Source organism: Nitrosomonas sp., from assembly GCF_021731985.1.
GTDB lineage: Bacteria > Pseudomonadota > Gammaproteobacteria > Burkholderiales > Nitrosomonadaceae > Nitrosomonas.
In genome coordinates, this window is record NZ_JAKFWH010000029.1 from 23,036 (window position 1) to 36,082 (window position 13,047).

Annotated in this window: 15 protein-coding genes and 1 pseudogene; 5 read left to right on the top strand and 11 right to left on the bottom strand. The window is 46.9% G+C overall.

Going from position 1 to position 13,047, the window contains the following annotated elements:
• Positions 1-22 precede the first annotated feature (22 nt).
• The 5 genes from phoU to yaaA all read right to left on the bottom strand — a co-directional run bounded on the left by phoU (position 23) and on the right by yaaA (position 4,220).
• Positions 23-730 (bottom strand): phosphate signaling complex protein PhoU, encoded by a 708-nt coding sequence (phoU, locus tag QZ942_RS03545; RefSeq protein ID WP_292993305.1) that lies wholly within the window; start codon positions 728-730, stop codon positions 23-25.
• Positions 731-800: 70 nt separating this feature from the next.
• Positions 801-1,460: a ribose-5-phosphate isomerase RpiA gene (rpiA, locus tag QZ942_RS03550; RefSeq protein ID WP_292993307.1), complete on the bottom strand. Its 660-nt coding sequence runs from the start codon at positions 1,458-1,460 to the stop codon at positions 801-803.
• A gap of 276 nt (positions 1,461-1,736) precedes the next feature.
• Complete coding sequence (locus QZ942_RS03555) at positions 1,737-2,849, bottom strand: molecular chaperone DnaJ (RefSeq protein ID WP_292993308.1); 1,113 nt, start codon at positions 2,847-2,849, stop codon at positions 1,737-1,739.
• A 178-nt stretch (positions 2,850-3,027) separates the two neighbouring features.
• Positions 3,028-3,393: a nuclear transport factor 2 family protein gene (locus QZ942_RS03560; protein WP_292993310.1), complete on the bottom strand. Its 366-nt coding sequence runs from the start codon at positions 3,391-3,393 to the stop codon at positions 3,028-3,030.
• A gap of 44 nt (positions 3,394-3,437) precedes the next feature.
• Entirely contained in the window at positions 3,438-4,220 is a 783-nt protein-coding gene (yaaA, locus tag QZ942_RS03565; protein ID WP_292993312.1) for a peroxide stress protein YaaA, read from the bottom strand.
• 247 nt (positions 4,221-4,467) lie between these two features.
• Between yaaA and QZ942_RS03570 the strand changes: the two genes are divergently transcribed.
• The 3 genes from QZ942_RS03570 (at position 4,468) to QZ942_RS03580 (ending at position 6,327) form a co-directional block, all read left to right on the top strand.
• Entirely contained in the window at positions 4,468-5,643 is a 1,176-nt protein-coding gene (locus QZ942_RS03570; protein ID WP_292993314.1) for a M20 aminoacylase family protein, read from the top strand.
• Between the two features lie 149 nt (positions 5,644-5,792).
• On the top strand, positions 5,793-6,041 hold the full coding sequence (locus tag QZ942_RS03575; RefSeq protein WP_292993316.1) for a type II toxin-antitoxin system Phd/YefM family antitoxin: 249 nt from the start codon (positions 5,793-5,795) through the stop codon (positions 6,039-6,041).
• Positions 6,031-6,327 (top strand): type II toxin-antitoxin system RelE/ParE family toxin, encoded by a 297-nt coding sequence (locus tag QZ942_RS03580; protein WP_292993317.1) that lies wholly within the window; start codon positions 6,031-6,033, stop codon positions 6,325-6,327. Before QZ942_RS03575 ends, QZ942_RS03580 begins: the two co-directional genes overlap by 11 nt.
• A 198-nt stretch (positions 6,328-6,525) precedes the next feature.
• On the opposite strand, the gene QZ942_RS03585 is transcribed toward QZ942_RS03580, so the two are convergent.
• Together QZ942_RS03585 and QZ942_RS03590 are read right to left on the bottom strand one after the other, a co-directional pair.
• On the bottom strand, positions 6,526-6,825 hold the full coding sequence (locus QZ942_RS03585; RefSeq protein WP_292993318.1) for a hypothetical protein: 300 nt from the start codon (positions 6,823-6,825) through the stop codon (positions 6,526-6,528).
• 111 nt (positions 6,826-6,936) lie between these two features.
• Positions 6,937-7,788: a hypothetical protein gene (locus QZ942_RS03590; RefSeq protein WP_292993319.1), complete on the bottom strand. Its 852-nt coding sequence runs from the start codon at positions 7,786-7,788 to the stop codon at positions 6,937-6,939.
• A 57-nt stretch (positions 7,789-7,845) separates the two neighbouring features.
• Here QZ942_RS03590 and QZ942_RS03595 point away from each other — a divergent pair, with 57 nt between their 5' ends.
• Positions 7,846-7,995: a hypothetical protein gene (locus tag QZ942_RS03595; RefSeq protein WP_292993321.1), complete on the top strand. Its 150-nt coding sequence runs from the start codon at positions 7,846-7,848 to the stop codon at positions 7,993-7,995.
• Positions 7,996-8,128: 133 nt separating this feature from the next.
• On the opposite strand, the gene QZ942_RS03600 is transcribed toward QZ942_RS03595, so the two are convergent.
• The 4 genes from QZ942_RS03600 to QZ942_RS03615 form a co-directional block, all read right to left on the bottom strand.
• Positions 8,129-8,383 carry a hypothetical protein gene (locus tag QZ942_RS03600; protein ID WP_292993323.1) on the bottom strand — a complete coding sequence of 85 codons (255 nt, stop codon included), beginning with the start codon at positions 8,381-8,383 and terminating at the stop codon, positions 8,129-8,131.
• Positions 8,384-8,704: 321 nt separating this feature from the next.
• The gene (locus QZ942_RS03605; RefSeq protein ID WP_292993325.1) at positions 8,705-8,938 is read right to left on the bottom strand and encodes a ribbon-helix-helix domain-containing protein; all 234 of its coding nucleotides are present in this window, start codon (positions 8,936-8,938) and stop codon (positions 8,705-8,707) included.
• 35 nt (positions 8,939-8,973) lie between these two features.
• Positions 8,974-12,435: a transcription-repair coupling factor gene (gene mfd, locus QZ942_RS03610; RefSeq protein ID WP_292993326.1), complete on the bottom strand. Its 3,462-nt coding sequence runs from the start codon at positions 12,433-12,435 to the stop codon at positions 8,974-8,976.
• 126 nt (positions 12,436-12,561) lie between these two features.
• Positions 12,562-12,702 (bottom strand): hypothetical protein, encoded by a 141-nt coding sequence (locus QZ942_RS03615; protein ID WP_292993327.1) that lies wholly within the window; start codon positions 12,700-12,702, stop codon positions 12,562-12,564.
• Between the two features lie 115 nt (positions 12,703-12,817).
• Here QZ942_RS03615 and QZ942_RS03620 point away from each other — a divergent pair.
• Positions 12,818-13,047: pseudogene (locus tag QZ942_RS03620) on the top strand (hypothetical protein); the annotation flags it as partial.

The following is a 13,047-nucleotide window of genomic DNA, read 5'->3' on the forward strand; positions in this document are numbered from 1 at the left end:
AACAGATAAGAAAATAGTTTATTTACTCTCGAATTTCCTGTTCAATCTGATCGGCCGTCACATGGCGCACATCTTTACCCTTCACCATGTAAACAACGTACTCGGACATGTTTTTTGCATGATCGCCAATACGCTCGATTGCTTTGGCGATAAATACTATCTCCAGACAAGTGGAGATTTTTCTTGGATCTTCCATCATGAACGTAATCAATTGTCGCAAGATGGAACGAAATTCTTCGTCTACAAATTCGTCCTGTCGTACAATTTGCGCGGCTGCATTCAAATCTAACCGGGCAAAGGAATCTAGCGCCTTATGCAGCATGTCCATAGCGATACTGGCAACATGCTTGATTTCAACAAAGCGCGGTATGTGCATACGGTCTGTTGAATAGATCAACTTCGCCATCCGTGCAATTTTCGCTGCTTCGTCGCCAATACGTTCCAAATCGGTAATGGTTTTGATAACCATCATGATCATGCGTAAGTCGCCTGCAGTCGGCTGCCGACGTGCAATAATTTGATTGCAGATCTCATCAATTGATACTTCCATGGAGTTAACGCGATGGTCACGCGCAATGACCTGATCAATCAATTCTTCATTGCCGCTCGTCAATGCCTCAATAGCATATTCGATTTGTTCTTCAACAAAACCACCCATTTGCAAAACGCGAGTGCGTACTTCTTCAAGATCAGCATCAAACTGCTTGGAAATATGTTCTTTGGTTACCATGGTTGCCTTTTGTTGGTATGGAATTATGTGATGCACCAAGTTTTTAGCTACTAAAGATTAACATTATAAATCAGATAGTAATTGTCCGTACCCCATTATCTGTTCCCAGTAATAAGGTATCTGCCGAGCGCCGGGCAAAAAGACCATTTGTTACAACACCTGTAATCTGATTCAGTGTCGCTTCCAGTTCAACCGGATTCATAATTTGCAAGTTATGTACATCAAGAATCACATTGCCATTATCAGTGACGAATCCCTGGCGTAAAGCTGGCTGTCCTCCCAGGTGCACAATTTCACGTGCGACATAGCTGCGCGCCATGGGTATGACCTCAACGGGTAATGGAAAGTTGCCAAGGACACTCACCAGTTTGCTTTGATCTGTAATGCAAATAAATTTTCGCGCGACAGCAGCCACAATTTTTTCCCGCGTTAAAGCGCCGCCACCACCTTTGATCATGTGCAAATGTTCGGTAATCTCATCCGCACCGTCCACATAAACGGGCAAATCAATGACATTATTAAGATCAAGCACTTCGATACCGTAACTCTTCAGGCGCTGAGCAGTCGCATCCGAACTGGCGACAGCACCTTCAATTTTATTTTTTATTTTAGACAGTTCATCGATAAAGTAATTAGCGGTAGAACCTGTACCCACTCCAACAATACAACCAACCGGAATATGCTGGATTGCAGCTGCTGCAGCAGCGCGTTTTTGTTCGTCTTGTGTCATTATGGCCTTATGTTGACAAAAAATTAATATCGCTTATCAGGATAGCGTTATCTGTAAATTTAAACAATGCTTCTAGCCACCGAAAATAAAATTTGGAGAATTCGAAAAAGAATGTACAAAATTATTGCGGCAATAAGCTTTTAAGATTGAAGCTTGAGATACTGAGAAAGTGAATTTTTACATAGTAATATGAAGATATAATTACATTGGTCACGCTTTTAATTTGAATGTTACTGCAACAAGTAAAGATTGAATCGAGCACAGCACAGTGTATCGTTAGAAAAACGGATCAAACCCAGATGTGGGAATTCGGTAGCCTTTGAGCCATGATTTGAACTGTTTTACATCATTGAATAGCATCAAATCATGTTGAATGCGATTGATCTGATTCCGTAACGTGCGCATGTTTTCATTCAACAGAGCAAACACCCGCTTCGGCGACAAGTGCGCATACGGTGCAAGCCCAGTCATTCGCCTGATGTCCAATTCCATATGCGCCACTTCTTGCTGTAGTTCTTCCAGTTGGTTCTGCAAGATTTTGTTGTAATGCTTTAAGCGATCGTCGGCAATATTGTTGATTTTGCTTTGATCAATTTGCTCGACACTCAGTTGTAATTCCAGCAGTTGCAGCAAATCTCTTTTTCCATAGGCAACCGTCACTTTCTGCATTAATTCGGTTTTACGTTCGCGCTCCGCTGGATCCAGCTCTCGGTCCGGATGCAGCACTGCTACCAGTTGTCGGTAAACTGCTTGGATCGATTTGCTGACGTTGGCCTCCTCTTCTTGCTCACGTGCTTCCTTCTCCAATTGTTTGGCGGATTTTTTCCGCTTGGAACGGGATTCTTGGGCCTGTTTATGCCGCTCCTGCATTTTCTCAGCCAAGCGCGCCGCCATTTCTTCAGGATCGGAACAGTCAAATTCATCATCGTCCAGTTCAACACCGAATTCCTGTTCGAACATAGATTTAAAATATTCACTGGCCATTTCATCGGCTTCTTGAACTGCGGCATCGTAATCCTGCTCGCTGTAACAATCATAAAGCGGCTTTAAATCCTCGCGTCCGTGTTGACCGATCAGCTCCTCGCATATGCTGGTAATCAGGTGTGCAATTTTATCTCGCTGGTTGTGGGCGAGCTTTTGGGTTGTATACAAAGCATCCAACATCACCACCATATCTGCTTGATGATCGCGGAATGCATCGCGTAACGGGTTCAGTTTTCCGGCAATTTCCTGTTGGTATTGAGGAATCACTTCCTGCCATGTGGCCAATAGTTTCTTCTGGGTATCAATTTTCTGAATCAATCCATTGAATTTTTTCTGTGCAGGTGAAAGGTCAGTCTGTTGCTGAGTTTCTTCAATGCGAACGGCTTTAATTTTGTGATGTGGCATAACATGATGCGAGGCGGAAGTTAATATGTGAAATTTTAACCTAATGCGCCGGATTATTATTTACAAATCTGACATTCTGGATGCTATCAGATGCAAGTAGCGAAGTTTTTCTCACAGTTCTGCCACTTCAATTCCAACGTACGATCCAAAAATATGGTTATCGTTTGATAAGAAGAACCTAATTGTGCGGCTTGAGAACGGCAATATGCTTAATCAAACCACCCGGAGTGAAGTAGATGCGCTCCAATCCTTGCCGCTTCACCTGCTCGCCGGAAGAGGTGTCCATTCCGGTCATGGCGAAATTAAATTCCACGCCGTTATCTTCAATGCCGCGATATTCCGTTACTTCCCAATGCGCGTCAGGAAAGCGGATGAAAAAATCGGCCATCATGGCATGAATCGCCGTACTGCCTTTGTATTCGCCGAAATAAGCAGAGAAATAGGTGGCGTCGTCAGCAAACAAGGGTTGAATAGATGGGAAATTATGATCGTTGGATAACGTCACATAGTTTCTTGCCAGTTCAATGAGTTTATTGGTTTCCATTGCATTTTATCTGTCAAAAACTTCACAAAATTGTTCGCTGTGAATTATGCCGATTTTGATTCGGCACGGGTAAAAATCCACTCATCCCGGCTGCTGGCATCTTCACTAAACTGGTAACCTGCAAAATCAAAGTGCTTGATATCCTCTGAGTTCGTGAGCTTGTTCTGGATGATATAGCGGCTCATCAAGCCTCGGGCTTTCTTGGCGAAGAAACTGATGATTTTGTACACGCCATTTTTTTCGTCTTTGAAAGCCGGAGTGATAATGCGCGCGTTTAATTTGTCCTTCCGAACGGATTGGAAATATTCAATGGAAGCCAGATTGATCAGAATGTCAGTTTTTTGTTTTTGCAAATCCTGATTGAGCGCATGGGTGATTTTATCGCCCCAGAATTCGTATAGATTATTGCCACGTGGATTCTTAAACTGAGTGCCCATTTCCAGCCGGTAAGCCTGCATCAGATCCAGCGGGTGCAACACGCCATACAATCCGGACAGAATGCGTAAATGATCCTGCGCAAAAGCCAAATCAGCAGCGGTCAGCGTGTCTGCATCCAAACCTGTGTAAACATCTCCTTTGAAAGCGAGCACTGCCTGTTTGGCATTTTTCATGTCAAATGGGCGATTCCAGGCGAAATAGCGGTTTGAATTCAGAACAGCGAGCTTAGGGCTGATCGACATCAACTTGCCGACTTGATCCGGTTCCAGTTTTCTGAGCTGGTCGATCAGTTCGGCTGAGTCATCAAGAAAACCCGGCTGCGTATGTTCCTGCGTGATAGCTGGCGTTTCAAAATCCAGTGTTTTTGCTGGCGAAATAACAATAATCATCATTCATCCTGAAATATAGAAAATGTTATCAGATTTACGCATTGAGTAATGGTGAGCATTGGTTTTTTAGCGGTTGCTTGTAATTAGCGTTTGAAATTTCCAATTATCAGACACGATTAGTAAATAATTACGGAGATTTTCATAACCAGACCGCACCAGATTCATTGCAAGCGAACGAGAAGTTTTAACCCTCAGCTTTATGATGTATGCTGGGATTGCCTTGATGCAAATAATCCATTGATCGACTATGAACATTGTTTCAGAAATTCTCGCACTACATACCGACATGCGCCGCTGGCGCAGACAGATACACCAATATCCGGAAACCGCATTTGAAGAAACCGCAACGGCGCAGTTGATAGCCGAGCAACTGCAACAAGCCGGTATCGAAGTGCATCAGGGTTTGGCCAAAACCGGCATTGTCGGAGTTTTGCGCCGCGGCAATAGTACCCACAGCATAGCCCTGCGCGCCGATATGGATGCGCTATCTATCCAGGAGCAAAACCGCTTCGAACACGCATCCTGCAACAGCGGAAAAATGCATGCCTGCGGCCACGACGGGCACTGCGCCATGCTGCTCGGTGCAGCCCATTACTTGGCCCGCCACGGCCGTTTTGATGGGACTGTTTATTTTATTTTTCAGCCGGCGGAAGAATGCCGAGCCGGTGCGCATCAAATGATCAGCGAAGGCTTGTTCGAACAATTTCCGGCGCAACGGGTTTTCGGCATGCATAATTTCCCGGATATTCCAGCCGGTCATTTCGCGGTCAAAGCCGGGCCCATGATGGCCTCGTTTGATTGCTTTGAAATCAATCTGAGCGGACAAGCGACGCATGCCGCGATGCCACATTTGGGCAACGATGTTCTGGTCGCCGCGGCGCATCTGGTTACCCAATTACAAACCATCGTCAGCCGCCAGATTGATCCCGCCGACGCCGCGGTGGTCAGCGTCACCCAAATTCATGGCGGCAATACCTGGAATGCGCTGCCGGATTCCGCTGTCGTGCGCGGCACCTTCCGCAGCTTTAAGAATTCAGTGAGAGAACAACTGGGACAAAGCATCCGCCACCTGGCCGAAAGCGTAGCGCAAGGCTTCAAGCTGCAAGCCGGCATCCATTTCAATCCGGAAAACCCCGGCTATCCGGTTACAGTCAACAGCCCGAGTGAGACCGCCAGCGCGATCCGCGCTGCTACCGCTGTCGCCGGCGAGCATTGCATCAACACCGCACCAACCCCCAGCATGGGCGCCGAGGATTTTGCTTTTATGCTGCAACAAAAGCCAGGCTGTTATATCTGGATCGGCAATGGCAGTTCGGAGGGTAGCTGTCTATTACATAATCCGAACTACGATTTTAACGATAAGATATTACCGCTTGGTGCTGCCTATTGGGTCAAACTGGTTGAAAATGAACTGCCTGATTAGGCTTTTATTTTTGGAAGTGGGCTCAACTTGGAAATGCAGCCTTACTTCGATTGCACAAATTTATTGTTTGATTGGCTTGTCACGATCTTTACGAGACCTTTGTAGAGACCTATAATTCGGTTTTTTTGGCTACTTTGGAGAATATGAACATGACCTATCGAATACTGACTGAAGTATCTGCCAGCATCTCTGAATTGAAGGCTAATCCAATGAAGGTTGTTGCCAGCGGCAGCGGCATGCCTATTGCCGTATTGAACCACAATGAACCAGCCTTTTACTGCGTGCCCGCTGCTGCTTATGAAGCAATGATGGAGCTACTTGACGATGTAGAACTTCTGAGAATCGTCAAAGAGCGGATGAACGAGCCTGCCACCAGGGTATCGCTTGATGACCTATAAGCTGGAATTCAAGGAATCTGCACTCAAAGAATGGAAAAAATTAGGTCACACCGTTAAAACGCAATTCAAAAAGAAACTCAAAGAACGCTTAGAAAATCCCCACATTCCATCTGCTGCACTATCCGGTGCTAAGAATATCTACAAGATTAAATTACGCCAACTTGGCTATCGCCTCGTTTATTCTGTTGAAGACAAAACCATCACTGTAACCGTGATCGCTGCTGGCAAACGTGACCGAAATGAAATTTACGATATTGCACTTTCAAGGATGCATGATAAATCCTGAGTCATCGCGACGGAATTAACCAATGATTCGCCAGAGACATCCTTTGAGGCGAATGGTTATGCATAGTAATTTGAAAAAGGAAATAAGCAATTTTTAGGAATCTACATCCATTTCTTTCAGAAATAAATGCAAAACACAAAACGCGACCACAACGACGGGCAGGGTAATTGTACTATTGAATAGTACGGTACCAGAGCGTTAACTGAATTTTCTGGGTTGCTGGGTTAAGCTGGCTAAAGTTTTTGCTTCTTCCAGCAAATGCCGTAGCGCTTTGTTGACCGCCTCATCATTAGGGAAAGCCTCTGCAATATCAGGTTCAAGAAGTACCACATTGGTTTCCGCCTTGATACGATTTGCATACTTGCCGCGTACAATCTTACCGAAATCAGACCGCTTATATTCCGGTCTCAGTTCGTCTGCCATTTCAGGTTCAATCTTCTTCATAAATTTGCCTCTCAGCATTTGTGGCCAATCGTGCCGATATGATTCTAATCGCATTTCCTTTTTCCGTATGTGATCCCTCTAATGCCGCAAGAACAATTATTCTTTATAATAGACACTTTGCGTGCTTGCGTGACCTGTTCACTTCTTAGTGCAACGAGTTGGTGGTCATAGATAACCTATGGATTTCCAATCATCAAATCGTGGTTTACCGGAGATCGACTTGCCACGACGAAGCTCATCGTCTGGAGGATAATAAAGGCACTGTTGTACCGCAAATTGTGTCGCCGCGCATCGCTGCAGTAGTTTTATTGCACCCTCGCAGGCGGAGATTGCAGATTCAGAGGAAACATCTTTTCCACCGTGGACCAAACCATTTCGAGCTTGACGTGCAGGGAAAATATCAGCAAGCGTCTCCTCCGATATGAGTCCGTTTTGATATAGCAATTCTTGCTTGACTGACGTTGACCACGTACGGTTATCCTCCTTCAGCGCGCGTTTGCGCTTAGCGATGTCTGTTTTTGGATGATATTGGGCATCGCTTAGAAATGTGTCGTGCCAGAGATGGTCCGTAAGTTGTTCGATCACAATCCAGAAGTTCGACAAAGCGGATGACCAATTTCTGTTACGCAACTCCGTCACGCCATGAAGAAAGAACTTTGGTGAAAGAGATGGAACACTACCTGTGACCTGCGCACCTTTGGAGAACGCATCTCGAAACTTGGATAGGGGGAGGATTTTCGGATTGGAAAGCTGAATTGTATTCAATCCGCCACCAACCCTTGTGCGTAGTTGTGCGTGCAATTGTGATGAGACGCTTTCGCCAAAATCGACTGGCCAGAGGAACTGTTTCTTATGTATTGTTCCCCATACCACGTCTCTTGTGTCTACGGCACAACAGAGCACGCCACCCAAAAACAAGTTGCACAGTGCCGAGTTAAAGAACTCGGTTGCATTTTCTTTGTTAGAAAACGCAGCTGTGCGCGGGATTGCAAGACCGCCATCGTAGCACAGTAGCATTGGCCAATCTCTTCCGAGGGGTGTTGGCAATCGGTCTATGATCCGACAGAGCTTCCCGTGGTCATACGTGTTCGAGTTAATCTCATCGAGCGATACCTGCCACGGTTCTTCATCGTCGGGTACAACGAAGCGAAACGGATTGAGATACGTCACCCACGCGGGGTTGGCGCAGATGTCGTCAAACGAGGTCCTGTCATCGTTCTGTAGAGATTCTGGCGAATTTTTCAGAGGCTTCATAGTCTTAGTCATCTAATGCTTTGTTGAGCCCGTTCGAGGCACGAACACAAAAGGAAACGGTGCGCTGTCACCATGTTGGCCTCGAACAAAACATTAGATTTCTTCATTTGCCGACCGCTACTGCAATCCATGCGACGACTGGTGCAACCACCGAAGCAACAGCCGGGATAAGAGCTACTACCAACAATTTGTTTTCTCTAGCCGACCTTCCCGCTTCCATAAGACGAAGATGCAACTCGAAGTCCGACACTATTGGACGGTTACCTGAAACGCTTTGAATTCTCTGCTCACCCGTTGTATCAGCGCCGAGGTCTTGGCAACGTTTCTCAAGTTCTGCTCTCGTAAGAAGTTTGCTCATTTTCGTTTCTCGAAATCTACTTAAATCAGTCATCCGAAATGACGCAATATAATGCGTCAAAAATGAAATCTAACACAAAAAGCTGCATGCTATCTCCTTGTGTGTTATGAAAATGCGCCAATTTAGCTTTCTATATTACTGACTTTGTTAGATCCACAAGTCGATAGGTAAGCCAATCTATAGAAAAAATACCACGGATTTTAAATCAAGAACCATGTAGTTACTTAAGAAATTACTTGCTATGTGATTCGTTATGATCAGATTTGCCGGTAATTCTCTTGGTGAAGATTGTAACAAATGATCAGTACGATCAATTGCTTATCATACACTTCGCTCACCATATGATAGTAGATTATGCTTTACAGTTTCCCAATCCAGAATTGGATCTGCTGGATCGCGCAAGATCTCCACAGCACGGGAAATATCTTCAAAATCGTCAAGATAATTTTCGACAGCCTGTCGGATCACATCGGCACGCGCTCGATGCAATTTTGCTGCCGCTTCATCCAGTGCGGTGACCAGTTCATCCGGTAGTCTTACCGATATTTGACGCATTTCAGTTCTCATAGAGTAGTAGGAAAAGAGATACTTCAGTTATTAGTGTTCAGTTTCTGAATCAACTCCTTAATCCGCATCACCCGCTTATTCACATCCTCAATCTTCACCAGAATTTTCAACCGATCCGGACCGGAGAGCGAATATTCGCGGCTGCTTTGGATTAGTTGGATGATTTTTAGCGGGTCGATCGGCGGGTTCGGGATGAATTGGATCTGGATGTTCTCAGAACTGGCATCAATGCGTGTGACGCCGAGCGGTTTAGCGGCGATACGCAAACGATGGCAGTCGAGTAATGCCCGCGTTGGATTGGGCAGTAGGCCAAAGCGATCGACCAATTCCCGCTGCATGTCGTCGAGCTGTTCGTCGTCGCTGCAATTGGCCATGCGCTTGTACAGCACCAGGCGTTCATGAATGTCATGGCAATAATCTTCCGGCAATAAAGTCGGAACGTGCAGATTGATTTCTGTGGCAACGCCCAATGGGTGCTGCATATCGGGCTCTTTGCCTTGTTTTAAGGATTGGATGGCAGAATCCAGCATCGAGCTATACAAGCTAAAACCAATTTCCTGCATCTCTCCGCTTTGTGATTCGCTGAGCACCGCTCCGGCGCCGCGGATTTCCAGATCGTGCATGGCAAGGTAAAACCCGGAACCGAGTTCTTCCATCGCTTGGATTGCTTCCAGGCGTTTTTTGGCTTGCGATCCGAGCGCTTCTTCGGGCGGTGTCAGCAAATACGCGTAAGCCTGGTGATGCGAGCGGCCGACCCGCCCGCGCAATTGATGCAATTGCGCCAGGCCGAATTTGTGCGCATTGTTGATAAGAATGGTGTTGGCGCTGGGAATGTCGATGCCGGTTTCAATGATGGTGGTGCATAACAGGATGTTGAAGCGTTGCTGGTAAAAATCCCGCATGACATGTTCCAGATCGCGTTCGCGCATTTGCCCGTGGGCAATATTGATACGTGCCTCGGGTAGCAAACCGGATAGTTTTTCATACATCAACTGAATGGTGCTGACCTCATTGTGCAGAAAATAGATTTGCCCGCCGCGTTTCAGTTCGCGCAGACAAGCTTCACGGATGATACCCATCGAGAAACTGCTGACAAAGGTGCGGATGGCAAGGCGGCGCTGTGGCGCGGTGGCAATGATGGAGAAATCGCGCAGTCCTTCCAGTGACATCGCCAATGTGCGTGGAATCGGCGTGGCGGTGAGTGTCAGCACATCGACTTCCGCACGCAGTTTTTTTAATTCTTCTTTCTGCCGCACGCCGAAACGGTGCTCTTCGTCAATAATGACCAGACCTAGATTTTTGAAAATAACATCTTTCTGAATCAGTTTGTGCGTGCCAATAATAATGTCAATTTCGCCTTTGGCCAGGCCCGCTAGTGCCAGTGTTTGTTCTTTGGCGGAGCGGAAGCGCGACAGTTCAGCAATCTTGACCGGCCATTGGTCGGCAATCAGGCTAAAGCGATCGGAGAAATTCTGGAAATGTTGTTCAGCCAACAGCGTGGTCGGAACCAGCACTGCGACTTGTTTACCGTCGGCGACAGCGACAAAAGCGGCACGCAATGCCACTTCAGTCTTACCGAAACCGACATCGCCGCATATCAGGCGATCCATCGGTTTCCCCGAGGTTAAATCTGCAATGACCGCTTTGATCGCCGCCGCTTGGTCAGCGGTTTCCTCAAAACCGAATCCCTCGGCAAAAGCATCGTAATCATGCGGCCTAAGCGTAAAAGTATGGCCTTCGCGCGCTGCACGCTGCGCATACAGATTCAGCAGTTCCGCTGCGGTGTCGCGCACTTGCTGCATGGCTTTGCGTTTGGCTTTATCCCATTGACCGCTGCCCAGCTTATGCAGCGGTGCCGATTCCGGGGCAGCGCCGCTGTATCGCCCGATCAGATACAGTTGTGAAACCGGCACGTACAGTTTGTCGCCGCCCGCGTATTCCAGCGACAAAAATTCACTCAGCTCGCCCGGTTCGCCTTCCCCCACATCCATACTGACCAGCCCCAGATAGCGGCCAATGCCATGCTGCTCATGCACCACCGGATCACCCGGTTTGATTTCCGACAGATCACGCAGAATATTATCGGTCGAAGTGGTCTTGCGCGCCTCACGTTCACGCCGCCCATAGACATGGGTCGAATACATTTCACTTTCGGTGATAAACGCACGTTGCGCTGATTCCAGGATAAAACCGGTGTGCAGCGGTGCAACACTAAGCATGAAGGGCTGAGAACTGCTCAGAAATTGCGCATAATCCTGACAGTTGTCCGGGTGCAAACCGTACTGATTCAGGTATTCCGCAATGAGTTCGCGCCGCCCCATACTTTCCGCCAGTAGTAGGATGCGTCCGCCGGATTGCGTGAAACGGGTGACGAATTCAGCCAGTTTCTCCAGCGGGTTTTCCGCGTGGCGGTTGACTTGAACAGAGGGCAGCGGAGCAGTAGATTTTTTAGCCGCCAGTTTGAGATCTTGTCCATTGGTTAATATTTCAATGCGCGCATAGGGTTTGAGCTGGCCAAAGAAAACATCGCTTGCCAGGAATAATTCGGCCGGTGGCAGTAACGGACGGTCGCTATCCCCGCGCAACAACTGATAACGCGATTGGGTATCACGCCAGAATTCGTCGATAATCGGACGGACATCCTGGTGCAGGCAAAGCAAAGTGTTTTCCGGCAAATAATCAAACAGGGTGGCTGTCTGTTCAAAGAAAAGCGGTAGATAGTATTCGATACCTGCCGGAGTCAGGCCTTTGCTAATATCTTTATAGATTTGTTTTTTGGACGGATCACCCTCGAATTTCTCGCGGAAATTACCGCGGAAGCTGGTGCGCCCGGCTTCATCCAATGGAAATTCACGCGCAGGTAGCAAGCGGATTTCATTGACCGGATAAATGCTGCGCTGGGTATCGACATCGAAGGTGCGAATGGTGTCGATTTCGTTATCCAGTAAATCGATGCGATACGGCAGCGGGCTGCCCATTGGAAACAAATCAATTAAGCCACCGCGGACACTGTATTCACCCGGAGAGAAAACCTGTGTGACGTGCGAGTAGCCTGCAAAAGTCAGTTGACTGCGCAATCCGGCCAGGTCCAGCACCTCACCTTGCTTCAGAAAAAAAGTATGCGCAGCGAGATATTCGCGCGGCAGCATGCGATACAGTGCCGTAGTCAATGGCGCAATGAGCACATCACAGGCGCCATTCATTACTTGATACAGTGTCGCGAGCCGTTCCGAAACGAGATCATGGTGCGGTGAAAAAGTATCGTAAGGCAGTGTTTCCCAATCCGGTAACAGATGCGCTCTTAATTCCGGTGCAAAATAGGGAATTTCTTCCAACAATCTTTGCGCATCGAGTGCATTGGCAGTGATGACCGTGACAGGTTTTGCTTGCTGGGCAAGTTGCGCGAGAAATAGCGCATCGCTCGAGCCATCAAAATCAGCGTAACGTAACAGGGTTCCGGGTGTGGGTAGGGTGTGCTGTTGCATTTTAAGCGGTGTCACAGTATTGCAATGCCATGAAAAGATTGATCTTGAATAAAAACCGCATATTATAGGCCAGTTTTAAGTCATCTTCTGTTCTGCATGAGGGAAACTCTGAACAGTCCTCATATGTCATTCCGAACAAAGTGAGGAATCTTTGGCAATCAATACCATAGATTTCTCGCTACGCTCGAAATGACAGTTATCCAGAGTTCCCTTAGCATTTTCAGGCGGCAGATTTTCTATTAAAGCGCAAATTTTCGCTTTATTCATGGTTTGAATCTGAATCAAATAAGACTATCCTTAGCACAGTATCTTAAAAAGACTGATATTTATCGTAGAATATATAACGCTTAATCGAGAAAACAGCTGATTTAACGGATTAAATATGCGCGCTTTCATAAAATCAAACATGCGAAAATTGGAGAGAAGAATTGCCTTGTTCGTAGTCACGGTAATTGCGGTTGCTTGCTTGACCGCACCGGTTTTTGCGCAAAGCATTTCTCCAACTTTATTGACTGAAGAGAATAAACAGAAAATTGAACTCGCCGTCTGGCGATATGCCATTGATACGCCGCTGCTTGTGGAAACAATCGATTGGTTTCGCGATCTGTCGCG